A 17,200-nucleotide genomic window follows, 5' to 3' on the forward strand; every position below is an offset into this window, starting at 1 on the left:
AACACTCATATTTGTGCAATGTCAAATAGTTCTAAATTAGCCACACACAGTTTTGTGAGAAGCGCTCACATTTCAGGCAGAAGTAGAGCTTGGCAGTGCGTAAATGATCTGCGGGTAAAGGGAAAGAGCAGTGATCTTTGCCGGATTTTTGCCGCCTTTCAAATCAATTGTCCCTGCCTATGAAAGACACGGGCGCAATCGATTCCTTTTATATTCCAATAACAGACAAGGTTGATGATCCACTCACGGGATCTGGCCGTTTTCATGCTGTTTTGCTATTGGCATCTTTGGCTACCCATCTGCTCGTTTATTGGGTTCTTGCAATGACCAGCTTGCCACGCGCCCGCAAGGCTGCGCCAGTCAAAAGCATTGGGGTTGAGTTCATAACGGGTAAACAACTGGATCAACTGTTCTCCAAGCCAGCCGCGCAAGAAACGCCGGTTTCCTCCATCGCGACGCAAACGGCCCTACCAGACGAGCCGGTAGAGCTGCCCTCTCCCGTGCCTGTTCGTGAACGAGAGCAAGGGCCTGAGCGTATCGTTGTCCGCAAATTTCAACTTGGCACCGTTTTGAACCACCCGAAAAACAAGGAGCTGAGGGAGTCTCTGGTTCTGTTTGACCCATCCGACCAGCGCGAACAGCTGTGCAATCTGGAGGTGATGGAACAGCTTCAGATTTGGGATTCACAATACAAACCAGAACGGGTCGTGGCCTTCGCCTATGGCGATGTCAAAGTAACTGACAACACCATCAACGCGCAGGGTGCAGCGTTCCGAAGTGCAGGCAAATGGTACCGGCTACAATACACCTGCACCTTTGATGCAGCCAACAACCAGGTCACCGCCATGGATTTCTTAGGCGGAGACCTAATCCCACGCTCGCAGTGGGAAGAGCATTTCCTGTTTGCTCATTAGCTGCCTGTCAATTCTCTCTGACGGCACGCACGGCCAGAGAGTAGCCTTCACTATGAAAGTCCAGCTTGTAGGTGACGAAGTCCAGATAGTAGTACATGTTGGTGAGTTTTTGATCGGCTGTTGCAGACCAGAAGTCAGCATTTTGCGCAAAATCAGAGTGTTTCAGGTCTGGAAACAAGGCATGCAGCTCTGTTTTATCAGCGCAGGTGGAATCCAAAAGGCTGTATAGCTCCTGAATACTCGGCAAGCGCCAGCCCTCTTCATTGCCAGAGAAATGATCCAGCGCCGCATTTTGCCCAATGTGTAGCGGCGTACCCTGACAACTGTCAGTCTCCGCTTGCCATGTTGTCCCCTCTGCACAGCGTTTCCATTCCAGCGACATTTCGTTTTGCTGCACGAGGCCTGCGCTCACTGAAAACCGCTCATGTAAAGCAGGCTTGCTCATACAATCCACCTGCGCAATTGCGTTTGAAAGCAGGCCCAAAATACCCAAAGCAGTCAGTGCAAAAAAACAAAGTGGCTTGTTTGTCATTGTATTGGATCACAATCTAATTTTAAAAGGCAACACCCCCTTTTGAAGAGATAGAAAATGTTTCCATTGAGGCCTTGAACGAGGTTTCCTCATTGCTGCACAGATTGATGATAAAAAGGAGCGCGGCGCAAACCGCGCGCTCCCTTCCAAGAAGATTTAGCAGCAGGTTCCTGTTTTGCAGCTGTCAGTTGTTGGCGCGTCGCAACACTTGCCAGCTCCCAAAAACGTTTGGTCTGACAGGTAGAAGTCGCTGAACATTTTCTCAAAGTCATCAGAGACCGACTTTTCTGCCAGGCCTGTTTCTAAAAGCCGTTTCTGCCATGCTTTCACCGCTGGAAAGTCTTTCACAAAGTCATAGCCAGAGTGTTTTTCGACGATGGCTGCACGGTGAAGCAATGGCAACCAAGCCATATCTACATTACCCGGCTTGGAGCTTGAGAAGAAACCCAGACCGGAAACCTGCCGTTCTGCTTTTGCAAACAACGTATGCAGTTTTGGGGCGCGTTCTTCCAAGGTCGCTTCGTCTCTACTGCGCATCGTGCTGCACTGGACCAGATAGTTTTTTGAAGCCTGATAACTCCAAGCCCGTTCAACTGCCTTTTGTTCAGGCGTTAAAGCAGGGTGCAGCGGCGGTGCAATTTCGTCGATGTATTCAACAATGGCGTCTGATTCAAACAGAGCTGTTCCATTTTCAGTAACCAGCACAGGTACCTGAGCGTTTGGAGAGATATCCAAAAACCAATCGGGTTTGTCCTTCAAGCTGATATATTCAATCTCGTAGGGCATCTGCTTTGCTTCCAGCATTGCGGTGACGCGCTGAACAAATGGGCAAATTTTGAAGCTGATGACTTTAAGCATTGGCTCGTCCTCGTTATTTTGATCTCATTGGTAAGACGGGTGAGGACAAGAAAAGACGAAAGAAAATCTAACAGTTTTTGCAACCACCTGTTTTTTCTTGATATTCAGCAACGCGGCCCTTTGTATCCAGCGTCATCTTGCAGCAATCTTCAAACAGTTTGCGCATTTGCGACCTGCCTTTTTGCACGCGAGATTTCAACGTGGAGTAGCTCACACCCATTTGCACCGCAAGGTCCCGCTGGGAGACACCCTCCAGATCGATGCGTGTGAGAAGTTGCGCGGTTTCCTCTGGCAAAGAGGCAATGAACGGGCGAACGCAGACGGCAAGGTCTTGCTCTACCATCTCCCCTTGTTGGGTGTGCCAGTCTTGCGCAGCGGTGACGTCATTTCGCGTCGCCGCTTTGCGGTAAAAATCAATGATCGTATTGTTTGCAACCTGAAACAACCAGGATTTGAGGCTCGCCTGATCCTTAACCTGGCCGCGCCGCTGAAAGGTTTTGATGAGAATTTCTTGCAGGAGATCCTCAACATCTTCGGGATTGGAAAGGCGGGAACGCAAAAACGCTTTCAAGGCAGAGCGATACTGCTCCCAGATATCTTCCAAGGTCACCTGCGTCATCTCTCAGCACCTGTTGGTTTTGTTATGGCGGCACAGTTAAGCGCTAAAGGCGCGCATTTCAAGCAGTCAGCCTGCAAACACAAGGGCGTGCAGGCTTGTTCCTTGTTTGGGTTCTACACGCAGTCTACTGCTCATCTTCGCCTACATCCCATGTTTCGGCTTTGCGCAGTGTAGCAGAAAGGCGGGTCAGTTTTTCGTTCATGCTCAGCGGCTTGGCAGGCAGGCCAATCCGGCTTTCTGCCCCAAATTCTGGCGCTTCCTCACGAAACAGGATGCCCAGAACCGTTGGTTCACCAGCGTTGCCCCCAAGCTCAGCCAGTGCCCCGGCCAATGCGTGGTTGGTTTCATCATGCACGATAAGGTCAGCTTCGCTGAGGCCGCCCTCTTCCAGTGAAACAACCTCCAGAGAAAACCCTCCCGCTTTAATGCGTATGCCCTTGTTTCGATCAACGCCAAAGACCAACGGCTGGCCGTGCTCCACAAAAAGCGTGTGGTCCGGCCCCTGCTTCTTGTCTTTCAGCTTATCAAAGACACCATCGTTAAAGATAACGCAGTTTTGCAGCACGTCAACAAAAGCGGTTCCCTCAAATGTGCGTGCAGCTTGCAGTACCGGACCTAGCACTTTGGCCTGAGTGTCAACACTGCGTGCAATAAACTTTGCCCCTGCCCCAATGGCAAAGCGGACAGGATTGAGCGGAGTGTCCACGGAACCACCCGGCGAGCTTGGTGTGCGCAAGCCCTTTTGCGAGGTTGGTGAAAACTGGCCCTTTGTCAGGCCGTAAATCTGGTTGTTAAACAGAACGATCTGCATATCCAGATTTCTGCGCAGGGCGTGCATAAGGTGGTTGCCGCCAATAGAAAGGCCGTCGCCGTCCCCTGTAAACACCCATACATCCAGTTCTGGGTTAGCCAGTTTCGCGCCGGTTGCAACTGCCGGTGCGCGCCCATGAATACTATGGAAGCCATAGGTCGCCATGTAGTAGGGCAAGCGTGAAGAGCAACCAATGCCGGAGACGCAAAGAGTGTCTTCCAGTTTTGCGCCAGTGTCCGAGAGGATCTTTTGCAGACTTTTCAGCACAGCATAATCACCGCAGCCGGGGCACCAGCGAACATCAAGAGTGCTGGCGAAATCTTTTGGTTTCAGATCAGTCATGGTTATGCCCCCAACACATCATCGATAATTTTCGCGATCTCGCGAACAAGGAAAGGCCGCCCTTTCACGCATGTAACACTCTCAAAGCAAAGGGGCATCTGGCTGCGCAATACCGTTGCAAGCTGGCCATTATTCATTTCTGGAATGATGATGCGGTCAAAACCAGAGAGCAGCTCCTCCAAATTAGGTGGAAGTGGCCACAAATGACGCAAGTGAATGTGGGAGACGGATCGCCCTTCCAGCTGTGCCCGCCGGGCTGCCACCCGAATTGGACCCCAGCTGGAGCCCCAACCAACCAACGCCAGTTTACCGGTGGCTTCGCCCGTTTCCACATGTTGAACCGGGATGCTGTTGGCAATGGCCTCCAGTTTTTGCGCCCGGATCTGGGTCATCAGCTGGTGGTTCTCACCGTCATAGGAGATATCACCGCTGCCAGCTTGCTTTTCCAACCCACCAATGCGGTGCATCAATTCTGCGGTGCCAGGAACCGCCCAAGGCCGCGCCATCGTCTCTGGGTCATGATCAAACGGTAGGAAACCGGTTGGTTCACTGGCTTTTTTAACGGGGAATGGCTGATAGGCAGGGTCACTGAAATCTGGCAGTTTCCAAGGTGCGCTGGCGTTGGCGATATACCCGTCGGAAAGCACCATGAGCGGTGTCATGTGTTTGGTGGCAAGCTTTGCAGCCTCCACCCCAATATCAAAACACTCACCGGGGTGAGCGGGCGCGATTACGGGCAGAGGCGCATCCCCATTGCGGCCCCAAATGGCCTGAAATAAATCGGACTGTTCTGTTTTTGTTGGAAGGCCAGTGGATGGCCCCCCGCGCTGCACATTGACGACGACCAACGGCAGCTCTGTCATAATGGCAAGCCCAATAGCTTCTGTTTTCAGCGCAATCCCGGGGCCAGAAGAGCCCGTTACGCCCAGATGCCCTGCATAAGAAGCCCCAATGGCAGCGCATACCGCAGCAATCTCGTCTTCTGCCTGAAAAGAAAGCGCACCAAGCTCTTTCAGCTTAGCAACTGTGTGCAGTAACGGGGATGCTGGCGTGATGGGGTAGGAGCCGTAAAACAACTCAAGGTCTGCCAGTGTGGCACCTGCATAAAGGCCGTAGGCCAGCCCCTCATTGCCGTTAATGGAGCGGTACTCGCCTTCCATCAGCGGCGCAGGCTGGATGTTATATCGCTCAATACCAGAGGGCAGCTCGTTCACCTCGGCATAAAGATGACCAGCTTGTAAGGCCAAGATATTTGCCTTGGCGAGCTCTGGCTTTTGGTGAAACTTCTGCTCAACCCAGTGTTCGACATCAGTCGTGGAGCGTTCAAACAACCATAGGACCAAGCCAAGGGTCCACATGTTTTTGCAGCGTTTGGCGTCCTTTGCAGAAAGCCCTGTTTCCCTCAGCGCCTTCTCCGTATTGCTGGTGATCTCCAACGGCAAAACTCGGAAATTGGAAAGAGAGCCATCCTCCAAGGGGTTGCTGATAAACCCAGCCTTTGTCAAAGCACGCTCAGTAAAGGCATCCCTATCAAGGATCAGCAATCCGTTTTGCTTTACCCCTTCAAGATACTTGCGCACAGCAGCGGGGTTAAGCGCCACGAGCGCGTCGGCTTCATCACCAAAGGTGTCTACCTCTGCATGACCAATATTGAGCGAGTAGGCAGAGACACCGTAGATCGTGCCGCTTGGAGCGCGGATGTCAGCCGGAAAATCAGGGAAAGTTGCGATGTCGTTGCCAAAGCGAGCAGCAGCTTCTGCCAGCCGCGTGCCAGTCATTTGAATTCCATCGCCAGAATCTCCAGCAAAGCGGACACGTACATAGTCCACCTCTGGCTGCTGGGAAACGGGAAGTTCGCGGTTTGCCGCGCCTCGTTCCAATCCGTTCTGCATGTTCAGCTCCAAAATGCTGGCCGCAGCGACGGGATTATTTGTTGTTGTTTTGGTCCTCGCGGACACCGCCGTTCAGCTGAGCCAGTATACCCACTTGATTGTGAGTTTTTGTAAACTGTTCGCGCGCGCTTGGAGTTGCGACGCGTTAACGCATGCTAGACTAAAAATATGGAGAAATTTGGCAGGTATGACAGGGAAAGACAGTCGTCTTCAGACCGTCTTTCCATTCGCTTAATGCAACTTCAATGCGTTACGCACGCCGGGGAACTGGCGGTTTCGTCATCACCGTCCAAATAGCGGAGGCGGCAGTTAACCAGGGCGAGAGCTTGTGTTTAGGTTTTTTGTTTTTCGCAATCCGCCACATCTGTTTTTCAAACCAAACCATGTTGAGCATAACTGCTCTATCCAGCTTTGGATTCCCGGTGGTTGGCTCCGTATAAGTGAACTCAAAATCCGCTGAGGCGATGGCTGCTAACGGTAGGTCGGGTTTCAAAATCAACGGACGCGCCATTCCCACCATATCGGTTGCACCAGAGTTGATTGCCTCTTCCATACCCTTTGAGGTTCTAAAGCCTCCGGTCACGGCCAGTGGCACGTTGCTGCGCTTGCGCAGATCCTCTGCGTAGTCGAGGAAATAGGCTTCGCGCTTTTTGGTTGAGTCTTTTTGCGTCGCAGCTGATTTTGTCATCATCACCGGGCGCTCGTAGCTGCCGCCAGAAATTTCGATAAAATCAATACCGGCCTGCACCAGCGCATCAACCACATGCATGGAGTCTTCCTGCGTGAAACCACCCTTTTGGAAGTCGGCGGAGTTCAGCTTAATTGCAACAGGAAAGTCCTTACCAACTGCCTGACGAATGCCCTTGTAGATCTCAATTACAAACCGCATGCGGTTTTCAAGAGATCCACCCCACTTGTCGGTTCGCTGGTTATGATTGGGGGAGAGGAACTGGCTGACCAGGTAGCCGTGAGCACCGTGTATCTGAACACCGGTGAAGCCGACTTGCTTTGCCAGTTTCGCAGCTGTGATGAAGCGGTCAATTACATCCAGAATTTCGCGCTCGCTCATTGCTCTTGGCTTATTAAAGGCCTTGGAGAGGCCACGACCCAATTCAATAGCCGATGGTGCAACAGGTTCTTTGGAAAGAATAGCAGGGCTTTGTTTGCCAGGGTGGTTGAGCTGCGCCCAAAAATGCGTGCCATTGATCAGTGTCGCCGCCGTCCACTTTCTAAATGCATTCAGATCGCTCTGCTCGTCCAAAACCACATTGAACGGCTCGCCCAATGCACTGCGGTCTACCATAAGATTACCAGAGATGAGCAAGCCCGTTCCGCCCTTTGCCCAGTTGGCATATAGTTTCGCCAGACCCGGTTTGGGGTTTCTGTTACGATCACCAAGCTGTTCGCTGGTCGCGGACTTCAAAAAACGGTTGGGAAGTGTCGTACCATTCGCTAATACGAGCGGTTCTTTTAAGATGCTGGCACGCGTCATGGCCGATTCCTTAATTAATAAGTGACCGGTCGTCTATAAATGATTTCTCACAAAGATCAAGGTTTGAGTAGAACGCCACAAAACGTGTTCAGGGATGCCTCAAGCATTTCAGAGGACCCTTCAGCCTGTGCTCTGAGCAAGCCACCTTCCCAGTGATTTAGGAACAATCGTGCCAGTTTGTCGGGCTCAACTCCAGCGCGGATTTCTCCCGTCTTCTGGCCACGTTGAAACAGTTCCTCATAGATCTTCTGCCAATCACGAAACCCGTCCGCCATCGCCTGTCTGATCTCGCTGTCAAGCCCACTCGCCTCTGCTGTGATACTGCCTAAAATGCAACCTTGGCAGCAGTTTCCTGCATTCAGCAGGTCAATCAGCTTCTTGTGTGCGCCAAGCAGGCTTTCAAGGACAGGTGCATCCTCTTCAAAGGCAAAGAGCGTGAAGAGCTTTTGCATATACAGGCGGATAATTTCCGCAGCGAAGGCTTCTTTGCTGCCAAAGTAATGGTAAAATGACCCCTTGGGAACGTTGCCTTCATCAAGGATCTGCTTGAGCCCGGTCGCATGGTACCCCTGCACGCTAAACAAGCGCATTCCAATGGAAAGCAACTGTTCTCGTGATGCATCGCTTTTGCGGGGTCTGGCCATCGTCTTTTCTCGTATTTTGGGCTGAGTCGAGCAACACATGCCATTGAAGCGAGCGTTTTTCAAGTTTGGCAGTTGCTATTTACAGTTTGACACACGGAGAATGGGCTATAGCACGTTTGAGATAATTGAATCTCATGCTTTGGTTCGTTAAGTCTAGTTTATATATTTTCTACTTAAAGATGTTTTTGAGTGCATAAGGCCTCCTATGTATATTTTCATTTGTGCAATTCTCGTCGTTTTCACAGTCACGGCGTACAGTCTTCGGGGCCTCCTCCTCGAAATATCACGCAAGCTGAATTATTTAAATCAAGAGCTCAAAGCCCTCAACATTAGCGTTGCAGAGTTAAAGGAACAGACGCCGCAACACAGCGCGGCAGCCCCTGAAGAGAGCAAGGTTCAAGAGGCGGGTAAAACCGCAGCTGTCAGTGCTGCACACGATGTGGTGCGATCAGCACAATCAACACCGATTGAAGCACCTAAGGCAAAGCAGGAGCTTCCTGAGAAGGAAACCTTCAAACACGAGGAAGCCCCGCAGGAGCGCAAGCCTGAGGCACTAGAACATGCACAGGCACCTAAAAAGCCAAAGTCAAAGCGGCCATGGGAAACTCCGGTCTCCACGCAGAACAGTGGCGCAGGCCTTTCTCCTGCAACACAGATGCCGCAGAAAAAGGTTCCACACCCTGCAGAGTTCCGTCCTAAAAAAACGCCATTAGATACGTGGTTCGGGCGTGTCTTTAAGAACGTGTTTGAGAACTTTAAAAAGAACTGGGTTGTCTGGCTTGGTGCCCTTTCTCTCGGCTTTGGTGGCATTTTCTTTGTTCAATATGGCATTGAAAACGGGATCCTTTCACCCTCCATGCGGGTGGGCTGTGCACTTGCCTTTGGGCTGGCGCTCATTTGCGGTGCGGAATTTGCCCGCCGCAAACACAAAAGCCAACCAGTCGATCCGTTTGGCCCGTTGGTTGCAGCTGCCAGTGGCGGGCTTGCCACGCTGTTTGGTGCAACCGTAGGTGCCTATTCTCTTTATGGGTTAATTGGCCCTGTAACAGCACTCATCGGGCTGGCTGTCGTCTCATGGCTCGCGATCGGCGGAGGGCTTATCTATGGCCCTGTCCTTGCTACCATCGGAATTTTAGGCGCGTACTATTCGCCATTGTTGGTCAGCGGTGCAGAACCCTCAGCGATGCTGTACCTTTATTTTGCGATGGTGCTTGCCTCCAGCCTTGCCGTTGAGCGGTTGCAAAAATGGATCTGGCTCTCTGCGCTAAGCATCCTTTCCGTTTTTGTCTGGGTCTTTTTGCTGTACTTCAAAATGCCGGATCTGAACCTGACACCTGTGATGCTTGCAGCTATTCTTGTTTTGACAATCACAGTTCCTGCCATGGGCCTTCCGCCCAAAACACCTTACAGCTGGTGGCCATTTGACAAGGAGTTTTTGAACTACAAGCAAACATACCCTGCCCTGCTCAGCTATGGCGTTGGTGCGCTGGTTCTGGTCCTCGCTCTCTACTTCACCCACCAAAATGCAGGATTGGTGAGGCCTATGGTGCTGGTGTTCGCCTGTCTTTTAGTCACTCATGTCTTTTTCCTTTCCAAAGCGGAAAGTCTGGACCTGATGGCTCCGGGACTGATGTTTGGTTTTGTAATCATGCTCACCGGCATTGTTGGAAACCCTTGGGTATTTGAAGCAACCGACCAACTTTACTACCTCGTGCTCCTCGCCGTTGTTATTTCTGTATTAACCGGTGGCAGCCTGCTGCGCGCTCGGCACTCGGTGCGTCCTGATTATTGGCATTGGACGGCCATCGCTCTGCCTAGCCTTGGCGCATTGGTCTACAGTGTGTTTTCCGCGCTGCAAGCCCCTTGGCTTATCTCGCCCGCTGGCTCTTTTGGCTATGTGTTCGCGCTCGGGCTCCAAGCCTGCATCGCTGTGTATTTGCGTAAAGGTCCCAAGAAATTTGAGCTGTGTGTGGAGGGCAGCTCTGCACTGGCGTTCTTGCTCGTCCTGCCGTTCTCCTATCAGTTCTTTGGCGAAATCATGTTGCCGATTGCAATGATGGTGGGTGCCGTGGCGGTGCTTGAACTATCTGACTTGTTTGCACTCAAACGCGCCCGTACCACGTTTTATGTCTTCCTGAGCGCTGCGATTTTCTTTACCACCCAACGCTATTTCGCTTCCTATGAAAGCACGACATACGCAGATATTGCAGTCTTGTTTTTGCCTGTTCTGTTCTTGAGCGCGGTCGGCTGGTGGCGCGGCAATCAACGCGAAAGCGCAAGTGAGGCGGTTGTTTTTGAAACGACGGCCTGGGCTGCATTGTCGGTGTTGGCCTGTGCATTGCTCAATGTGTTTTACGATGACCAGGCTGCGATGCCCCGCTATGTGGACTTTGGGTCGTACGCATTGATCTTCGCTGTGCAGGTATGCGTACAGCTGAAACGAATGACAGTTTCAACGTCCTTCCCAACGCTACGGACTTACCTGTTCTTTTCCTATTGGGGCCTGATGCTTTTCACTAGCTTGATGGCAATTTTGCTGAACCCGCTATACCGCAGCTATGTGTTTGGCTACATCCCGGTAGACAGCCTTTCAATCGCCTATCTTTACCCAGCTGTTGCAATGCTTGTGGCAACAGAGCGGTATTGGGGCTTTAAAGAAATCCCTCAAAACATAACCCGTGCGGTTGCCGGTGTTCTGTTAGTGCTGTTTGTTGGGCTGGAAATAAGAGCCTTCTGGCAAGGGTCTGTCTTATCAGCCCAGGGCGTGATGCTGGAAGAGCTGTATAGCTACACAGTTGCCATGCTGATTTTCTCGGTTGGTTTGATCAGCGTTGCTTCCGTCAAACAGCGCAAGCGTGTTGGACAAGTTGGCCTGGCGTTTATTGGCGTGACGTGTCTGAAGGTGTTCTTCATCGACATGTCGGGGCTTTACGGCCTTGCTCGCGCAACCTCGTTTATCGGGCTTGGCCTGACACTGGTTGGCATTGCATGGGCCAATAACAGGTTTCTCTCATTTTCACAGCAGAGCCCGGCCAACGAGGAGCCAGACCCTCAGCCGCAATAACCAGACCTAGGTAAAAAGGGAGGAGCTTTTGCCCCTCCCTTTTTACCTATTATGCAGGAAGGCGTTGTTTCGTTTCTTTCACATGCGTGTTCATCACACTAAGGAAGGTGGAAAGATCAATGTTTCCGCCAGTTAAAATCGCACTCGCCCGCTTGCCTTGAAGAGCATGTTTGTTGGCCATTAGCGCGGCCAGCGCAGCAGCACCTGCACCTTCTGCCAGATTATGCGTATCGGTGTAGTAGACGGCCATAGCCTCAGCAATCTGCCGATCGCTTACCATGACAACATCCTCAGCCCCTTTTAGAATAATCTCCAAAGCTTCTGGCTGTGGATCGCGGCAGGCCATGCCATCTGCAAACGTGTTTGCCGTTTCGGTTTTCACCGGTTTTCCTGCGCTAAAAGACAAGGCGAAAGCAGGTGCTTCTTGAGCGCATACGCCAATGATCTTGGTTTTAAGACCAAGCAGATCCCTCACTGTGATCAGGCTGCAAATGCCAGAGCCCATACCAATTGGCACATAGACCACATCCAGGTCCTGAACGGCCTGAAAGAGTTCCAACGCATAAGTGGAGACGCCTTTGACGAGGTCCTTATGAAAGGAGGGTATGGAATGATACCCATGCTCTTCATGCAGTTTTTGCGCAACAGCACGGCTCTCATCAAAGTCTTTACCCGCAATGATAACCTGCGCCCCAAACGCTCGCATAGCTGCGTTCTTTTCCAGCGAGTTTCCCTCTGGCACAACGACATAAGCAGGAATGCCATTTCGCGTCGCGCCAAGGGCTACCGACTGGCCGTGATTGCCTCGCGTTGCGGTCACCACACCATTTGGTTTTGCACCGGACTTCATCAACGTGTCTATGTAAATAAAGCCACCCCGTGCTTTAAACGAGCCTGTTGGGGTATGGTTCTCGTGTTTGATGTAAACATCCACACCGGTTCGTTCTTTCAGCAGCGGCCAGGCATAGGCTGGCGTTTGCGGAACAAACTGCTGGACGATTGTATGGGCAGCTTCCAACTCATCTAGTGAAAACAAAGACATTAAAATTCCTTCATCGCGCACAAACTGGCATCAGCTTAGCCACATGCTCTACTCTGGTCTTTCAAAAAACTGACCTCAATCTTGCCCGGTGCGCTCCTTGGGCTGTATAGGTAAACAACCAGACCCCGTTAGGACCCTAACCCAAGCATGAATTCGCTAGCGCCAATTATTCAAAAATGGAACCTCCAGCTGCTACCCAGCAGGGCCTATTGCGCCGCTTATACGGCCAAACAGGCTTCCATTGGTTTTGCTTTTGAAAACCAGTGCGGGGCGCATGCGTTTGATAGTGACAAGCTGGTTGATTTTTGGACCCGGCCCAACAGCCTTGCCTTTGTGCCTCAAGGCTGTTCGCTCGTATCGGAAAGTCAAACAGGTGGTGAATACCTGACGTTTACCGTGCCTGCTGAATACACCTGCGATATACCGCAGGCTGAGCGGTTCAATCACGCTGTTTCCCCCCGAGCCATTGCTGCGGCCTATGACTTGCGAAAGGTGATTTTATCTCGCGCAGAGTTTTGTCCGCTCGAGGTGGAAACGCGCCTGCTTGAGGTGTTGGATGTAACCCAAAGTGTTATGAACGGAGGCTTCAAAGCCCCTGCTGCGCAAGCCTCCATGACGGATGCGCGGTTGAGAAAACTCCTAGAGTTTGTTGAGGACCAACTTGCCAGCCCCCTGAGTGTTGAGGATCTGGCGCAGTGTGTTGACCTGTCTGCCGGGTTCTTGAACAGAGCATTTAAAGCCGCCACGGGAAAAACACCACACGACTTCATCATAGAACGACGGGTTGCTAGAGCACGCCAGCTGCTGCGCGCGAAAGCTGGAACTCTGAGTTCAATCGCCTATGACTGCGGTTTTTCTTCTCATGCACATATGAGCTCGGTTTTTCAAAAACGCCTCGCTATCGCCCCCAGCCTTCTCATCTCATAAGCTACTGGCCGCAACAAAGCGCATTGAGCCGAGCGAGGAGATCGTCATTCGCCGGGCGACACTTCACGACAGCACTCTCTAACACCGTGAAGCCAGGCATCCCGCTTGCACCACCACCTTGTGCCGCTACCCAACAGGAGTGCGTCGTTATTTATCTGATCTGTCAAAGGCCGAGTAGTTTCTTAACTGAACGCTCACACAAACGCCTCAATCAGCTCCTATTTGTTGAGTGTGGACGTACGGGAAAGCCTGAGGATGCACCCCTCGCAATCGAGCGCTCTGCTTCTCATTCGTAACTTAGATGACAACTGACCCAAGGCATCCACACAGAAAGATTTCCCAAATCTTTCAAATGTCTAGGAGTATATATCGTGACCAAGATCTCAAAAAACTTCGCAAGCACTAACAATCTGGCATCATTCATTATTGCTCAGAAGGTAAGTCAAAAGTAACCCAGTTCTCCGGCGAGGTGTGCCTCAACGCACCTCGCTGAGGACGCTGACCCACTATGCAACCAGTTCCGCAAAATTGCGGATTTCTAAAAATACCTTTCTGGCACCCGAATGCTATCTCCTGGCTGAATGTAAACACGTGCACTGGTGAGCTTAACTGGCGCATCGTAATCAATACCGTTTTCCCGAGCCGTCTCTGTTTCCAGATTACGCAAATCAAAGTTTTTGTCGCAGGAGCAGAGACCGCCAGAGAGCCACATGGCGCAAAACGACGGCGAATAACAGCTTGGCAAGGTGTTAGTTTGCATTTCAAATACTCTGGGGATAACGCACATAGTGCATTTTTAGTTGTAATAATCGAGTTCCGATATTTACTAATATTATCCAATTACATCAGTATGTTATAGATAATTTGACGGGCATACAGCTTGCTGAAAATACTCTTTCACAAACCAGTTAAGCGCACTTATTGCGTATTTTTCTCGAAAATTTCACCTGCTTCGCATTGCTTAACTTTTGTAAGTGACTTATCTTAAACACTAATTCAATGAGGTGGCTAATTTTAGTTGCCGGACCGATTTCAAGAATTTGCCGGGGTTCCACGGTGCTCGATATAATCCCTGCTTTCTCGAAGCATTTTCCCTCTGGGAATTAAGGGGGTCGTTTATTCTAATCCTCCGACAGCACCTGCTTGCAGAGCTTTACTTCACCGCACAGCGCGTGAGGTTATGAAAGTCTCCTTTAAATAACCGCGAAAAATCAATCCGGAGGCTATGATGAGCAGCTTTGAAATACTATTACATCTGGCAGCTGGCATTTCGCTTCTGTTTTGGGCCACCAGAATGATCCGCACAGGCGTCGAACGCGCCGTTGGGCAGAAGTTCCAAGGTTGGATGCAGCAGGCCTCCAAGAACCGGTACACGAGCTTTAGCACCGGCTTCTTAGTTTCCATCATTCTTCAAAGCGCCACAGCCACCGCGATTCTTGCCCGTGGTTTTATCAGCAAAGGCTCCATCACCTTAGCGGCCGGCCTTGCAATTATGTTAGGGGCGGACCTTGGCTCAACTATGGTCGTGCAAGTGCTCTCTCTTGACTTGAGTTGGCTACTGCCGGTCTGCCTTGTGGTTGGTGGAGCATTGTTTTCTCGCGGCAGCACCCGCACAATGCGCCAAACAGGCCGTATCATCATTGGCGTTGGTCAAATGTTGATCGCATTATCCTTTATCAGCATGGCCTCTGAACCGCTGCGTGAGAGCGGCGCGCTGCCTGTGATCTTGAATTTGTTGATTGGTGACCCGCTCATAGCCATCATAACAGCGGCAGCTTTAACCTGGCTGTTGCACTCATCTGTTGCTGTTGTCTTGATGATCATGACACTGGCAAGCACCGGCGTTTTGCCGATTGAAGGCGCGTTGCTTTTCATCTTAGGGGCAAATATCGGCTCTAGCATTATTCCGCTGGTTTTAACTATGAGCGATAGCCCAGAGGTGCGCCGCGTGCCCCTGGGCAATATGATCTTTCGTGTTTCGGGCGTGCTCCTTGCCTTGCTCATGATGCACTTTGGCGTGCTCAACGCTGAGATGCTGGGGGATGACCCTGCCCGTGCAATTGCAAACTTCCACAGTGGCTTCAACCTTGCTGTTGTTTTGCTTGGCATCCCAACCATCAGTATTGTGGCAGCTCTGACCAAGCTTATCATTTCTGATAGCGCGCTCGAGCCACAGGACGACACTGTAATGGAGCGATTAAGCCTGCTTGACCGAAAACTGCTTGAAACGCCGGACCTGGCGTTTAACGCTGCCACCCGCGAAATGTTGCATATGAGCGAGAAGGTGGAAGCCATGTTGCGCGGGGTGGTGCCAGTCTTTAGGGGAGATGATGGTCACTCAGCGCGGCGCTTGATGAAAATGGACGACGAAATTGATGATCTACATCGCTCCATCAAAGAATACCTGACAGATGTCACGCCCCGCTGCATGAGTGAGGGCGACTATCAAAAATACACTGAACTGATGAATTATTGTGTCTGCTTGGAGCAGATGGGAGATGTCATTCAGCGCAAACTTCTGGTGCTTGCAGAAAAGAAATCCGACCTGAACAAGGAGTTCTCTCAGGAAGGCTGGAGAGAAATTAAGGACCTGCACGCGGCTGTTTTGCAAAACCTGCAGATTTCGCTGCGCGTGCTCATTACGCGAGACCCTGCTCTGGCGCGCGATCTGGTGGCACGAAAGGTTGTGGTGCGAGAGTTAGAATACAAGAGCCGGGAAGCTCATTTGCGACGTCTTTCTGAGCATCGCCAATCAAGCCGCACAACCAGCTCCATTCACCTGGAAACCATTAGCGATCTAAAATACTTAAATGCGCTCCTGACAACTGTAGCCTACCCGATCGTTGAGAGCGAAGGTGAGCTGTTGCGCAGCAGGCTCGCAAGCGAAACACAAGACGGCCCTACTGTGATGACCCCATTGGAAACCTGATTGAAGCGGTTTGAGAGCGGTCATCACCGTCAGGCCTTGTCGGCCACCTCAAATCGCTTTTACCCGGCAGCATGCGGAACAGGGTTTTACCGATGGTTTTGCTTGCGACCCTTTAGTTGGAGGGAGCTGAGGTTCGAAGCTTCGATTTTTCGTAGGCATCGAAAAGATCTGTCACCAACACTCCATTGATCTTCATCCCCGTAAGATCAACATCTGTCATTTCGCAGTTCGCAAGCGTAGCCTGAGTGATCGTCACATTTGATAGGTTTGCATCACTGATAACGGTTTCGGACAGATTCACGTTGTGAAACTTAGCGTTTGCCAAGTTGACATCATCAAAGCTCACTTCGCTGAGGTTGCTATTGGTAAACTGAGCGCGGGTCATGACCGCATAAAAACTCGCGCGGTCAAGGTTTACAGCATGGAACCGACTTCCAGTCATATTGGCACGCTCATAATGAACTTCTGACAAATCAGGCCCATCAAACGGCTTTTGATCTTCCATAATACTTCTCCATTCAGCAAACGCACTTTCAGTGCAGAACCAACGAGTGTGTTCAAAGATAGCTATACCGCAAACTCCTGCGCAACATTTGTTTTGTCAGGACTGATTGTATGAGGGCTGCAGTGGAGGTTGTGGCGGGCCGGTCACACCGTGGCGGCATTCACTTTTGGCAGCAAAAAGCGGATTTACAGCCGGTGATCAGGCAATATAAGCTCAGCAATCTTGAGTTACATTTTTGCCGGAATATATAGCCACTTGCCAAACTCTTTGCTGTTTTACCACGAGTTAAAACGGGTTCTGCGCGTTTCAGGCCCGCTGATGCTGGCTATGTCTGGCAGAACGCTGATGATGATCGTCGACCGATTGTGTCTTGCTGCCTACTCTGAGCAAACCCTCACGGCATCGGGGCCTGCGGTGTTTATGGTCATGTCTGCCATTTTTTTCTTTGCTGGCATCACGCAGATTGGCCGCTCAGTTATTGCACAAACCTACACGCAACATGGAGCAGAGGCTGCCCAAAAGGCCGGTGGCAGGGGCCTTGTTGCAGAAATCGAATTCAGAATGCAGGTTGCTCTTACCCGTTCAATTCAGGTCGCGAGTACGCGCTCGAACGCCGGGCGTCCAAGTGC

The 17,200-nt window shown here is 51.2% G+C and carries 14 protein-coding genes and 1 pseudogene; 5 read left to right on the top strand and 10 right to left on the bottom strand.

Translation table 11 applies throughout. The features are described from left to right. The first annotated feature begins 179 nt into the window (after positions 1-179). Positions 180-914, top strand: a complete 735-nt coding sequence (locus BMZ51_RS19990; RefSeq protein ID WP_082825607.1) for a DUF930 domain-containing protein — start codon at positions 180-182, stop codon at positions 912-914. A 7-nt stretch (positions 915-921) separates the two neighbouring features. Here the strand turns inward: BMZ51_RS19990 and BMZ51_RS19995 are convergent, their stop codons facing one another. The 7 genes from BMZ51_RS19995 to BMZ51_RS20030 all read right to left on the bottom strand — a co-directional run bounded on the left by BMZ51_RS19995 (position 922) and on the right by BMZ51_RS20030 (position 8,104). After that, positions 922-1,446 carry an Lcl C-terminal domain-containing protein gene (locus BMZ51_RS19995; protein ID WP_068005332.1) on the bottom strand — a complete coding sequence of 175 codons (525 nt, stop codon included), beginning with the start codon at positions 1,444-1,446 and terminating at the stop codon, positions 922-924. Positions 1,447-1,602: 156 nt separating this feature from the next. Continuing rightward, positions 1,603-2,304, bottom strand: a complete 702-nt coding sequence (locus BMZ51_RS20000; protein WP_068005334.1) for a glutathione S-transferase family protein — start codon at positions 2,302-2,304, stop codon at positions 1,603-1,605. Positions 2,305-2,371: 67 nt separating this feature from the next. Continuing rightward, the gene (gene sigZ, locus BMZ51_RS20005) at positions 2,372-2,923 is read right to left on the bottom strand and encodes an RNA polymerase sigma factor SigZ (protein WP_068005335.1); all 552 of its coding nucleotides are present in this window, start codon (positions 2,921-2,923) and stop codon (positions 2,372-2,374) included. A 124-nt stretch (positions 2,924-3,047) separates the two neighbouring features. Next, entirely contained in the window at positions 3,048-4,076 is a 1,029-nt protein-coding gene (locus BMZ51_RS20010; protein ID WP_068005337.1) for a 2-oxoacid:ferredoxin oxidoreductase subunit beta, read from the bottom strand. Positions 4,077-4,078: 2 nt separating this feature from the next. Further along, positions 4,079-5,968: a 2-oxoacid:acceptor oxidoreductase subunit alpha gene (locus BMZ51_RS20015; protein ID WP_068005339.1), complete on the bottom strand. Its 1,890-nt coding sequence runs from the start codon at positions 5,966-5,968 to the stop codon at positions 4,079-4,081. Between the two features lie 250 nt (positions 5,969-6,218). Beyond that, entirely contained in the window at positions 6,219-7,460 is a 1,242-nt protein-coding gene (locus tag BMZ51_RS20025; RefSeq protein ID WP_068005342.1) for an NADH:flavin oxidoreductase/NADH oxidase family protein, read from the bottom strand. A 56-nt stretch (positions 7,461-7,516) separates the two neighbouring features. Further along, complete coding sequence (locus BMZ51_RS20030; RefSeq protein WP_068005344.1) at positions 7,517-8,104, bottom strand: TetR/AcrR family transcriptional regulator; 588 nt, start codon at positions 8,102-8,104, stop codon at positions 7,517-7,519. Between the two features lie 205 nt (positions 8,105-8,309). On the opposite strand from BMZ51_RS20030, the gene BMZ51_RS20035 reads away from it, so the two are divergent. Next, entirely contained in the window at positions 8,310-11,168 is a 2,859-nt protein-coding gene (locus tag BMZ51_RS20035) for a DUF2339 domain-containing protein (protein ID WP_068005345.1), read from the top strand. Between the two features lie 49 nt (positions 11,169-11,217). On the opposite strand, the gene BMZ51_RS20040 is transcribed toward BMZ51_RS20035, so the two are convergent. Continuing rightward, positions 11,218-12,210 carry a threonine dehydratase gene (locus BMZ51_RS20040; protein WP_068005347.1) on the bottom strand — a complete coding sequence of 331 codons (993 nt, stop codon included), beginning with the start codon at positions 12,208-12,210 and terminating at the stop codon, positions 11,218-11,220. A gap of 147 nt (positions 12,211-12,357) precedes the next feature. On the opposite strand from BMZ51_RS20040, the gene BMZ51_RS20045 reads away from it, so the two are divergent. Then, a complete protein-coding gene (locus tag BMZ51_RS20045) occupies positions 12,358-13,137 on the top strand; it encodes a helix-turn-helix domain-containing protein (RefSeq protein ID WP_068005348.1) in 780 nt (259 codons plus the stop codon). Between the two features lie 538 nt (positions 13,138-13,675). Here the strand turns inward: BMZ51_RS20045 and BMZ51_RS24145 are convergent. After that, positions 13,676-13,897: a hypothetical protein gene (locus tag BMZ51_RS24145; RefSeq protein WP_175485052.1), complete on the bottom strand. Its 222-nt coding sequence runs from the start codon at positions 13,895-13,897 to the stop codon at positions 13,676-13,678. Positions 13,898-14,365: 468 nt separating this feature from the next. Between BMZ51_RS24145 and BMZ51_RS20050 the strand changes: the two genes are divergently transcribed. Further along, positions 14,366-16,066: a Na/Pi cotransporter family protein gene (locus BMZ51_RS20050; RefSeq protein ID WP_068005351.1), complete on the top strand. Its 1,701-nt coding sequence runs from the start codon at positions 14,366-14,368 to the stop codon at positions 16,064-16,066. Between the two features lie 112 nt (positions 16,067-16,178). Here the strand turns inward: BMZ51_RS20050 and BMZ51_RS20055 are convergent, their stop codons facing one another. Beyond that, a complete protein-coding gene (locus BMZ51_RS20055; RefSeq protein WP_068005357.1) occupies positions 16,179-16,571 on the bottom strand; it encodes a pentapeptide repeat-containing protein in 393 nt (130 codons plus the stop codon). 255 nt (positions 16,572-16,826) lie between these two features. Here BMZ51_RS20055 and BMZ51_RS24380 point away from each other — a divergent pair. Then, positions 16,827-17,200: pseudogene (locus tag BMZ51_RS24380) on the top strand (MATE family efflux transporter); the annotation flags it as partial.

This window comes from Pseudovibrio axinellae (assembly GCF_900110875.1).
Classification (GTDB): Bacteria; Pseudomonadota; Alphaproteobacteria; order Rhizobiales; family Stappiaceae; genus Pseudovibrio; species Pseudovibrio axinellae.

Coding starts and splice junctions, on each gene's coding strand:
- BMZ51_RS20055 (WP_068005357.1), bottom strand. CDS start 16,571: ATGGAAGATCAAAAGCCGTTTGATGGGCCTGATTTGTCAGAAGTTCAT.
- BMZ51_RS20050 (WP_068005351.1), top strand. CDS start 14,366: ATGAGCAGCTTTGAAATACTATTACATCTGGCAGCTGGCATTTCGCTT.
- BMZ51_RS20035 (WP_068005345.1), top strand. CDS start 8,310: ATGTATATTTTCATTTGTGCAATTCTCGTCGTTTTCACAGTCACGGCG.
- BMZ51_RS19990 (WP_082825607.1), top strand. CDS start 180: ATGAAAGACACGGGCGCAATCGATTCCTTTTATATTCCAATAACAGAC.
- BMZ51_RS20010 (WP_068005337.1), bottom strand. CDS start 4,076: ATGACTGATCTGAAACCAAAAGATTTCGCCAGCACTCTTGATGTTCGC.
- BMZ51_RS24145 (WP_175485052.1), bottom strand. CDS start 13,897: ATGCAAACTAACACCTTGCCAAGCTGTTATTCGCCGTCGTTTTGCGCC.
- sigZ (WP_068005335.1), bottom strand. CDS start 2,923: ATGACGCAGGTGACCTTGGAAGATATCTGGGAGCAGTATCGCTCTGCC.
- BMZ51_RS20025 (WP_068005342.1), bottom strand. CDS start 7,460: ATGACGCGTGCCAGCATCTTAAAAGAACCGCTCGTATTAGCGAATGGT.
- BMZ51_RS19995 (WP_068005332.1), bottom strand. CDS start 1,446: ATGACAAACAAGCCACTTTGTTTTTTTGCACTGACTGCTTTGGGTATT.
- BMZ51_RS20030 (WP_068005344.1), bottom strand. CDS start 8,104: ATGGCCAGACCCCGCAAAAGCGATGCATCACGAGAACAGTTGCTTTCC.
- BMZ51_RS20000 (WP_068005334.1), bottom strand. CDS start 2,304: ATGCTTAAAGTCATCAGCTTCAAAATTTGCCCATTTGTTCAGCGCGTC.
- BMZ51_RS20045 (WP_068005348.1), top strand. CDS start 12,358: ATGAATTCGCTAGCGCCAATTATTCAAAAATGGAACCTCCAGCTGCTA.
- BMZ51_RS20015 (WP_068005339.1), bottom strand. CDS start 5,968: ATGCAGAACGGATTGGAACGAGGCGCGGCAAACCGCGAACTTCCCGTT.
- BMZ51_RS20040 (WP_068005347.1), bottom strand. CDS start 12,210: ATGTCTTTGTTTTCACTAGATGAGTTGGAAGCTGCCCATACAATCGTC.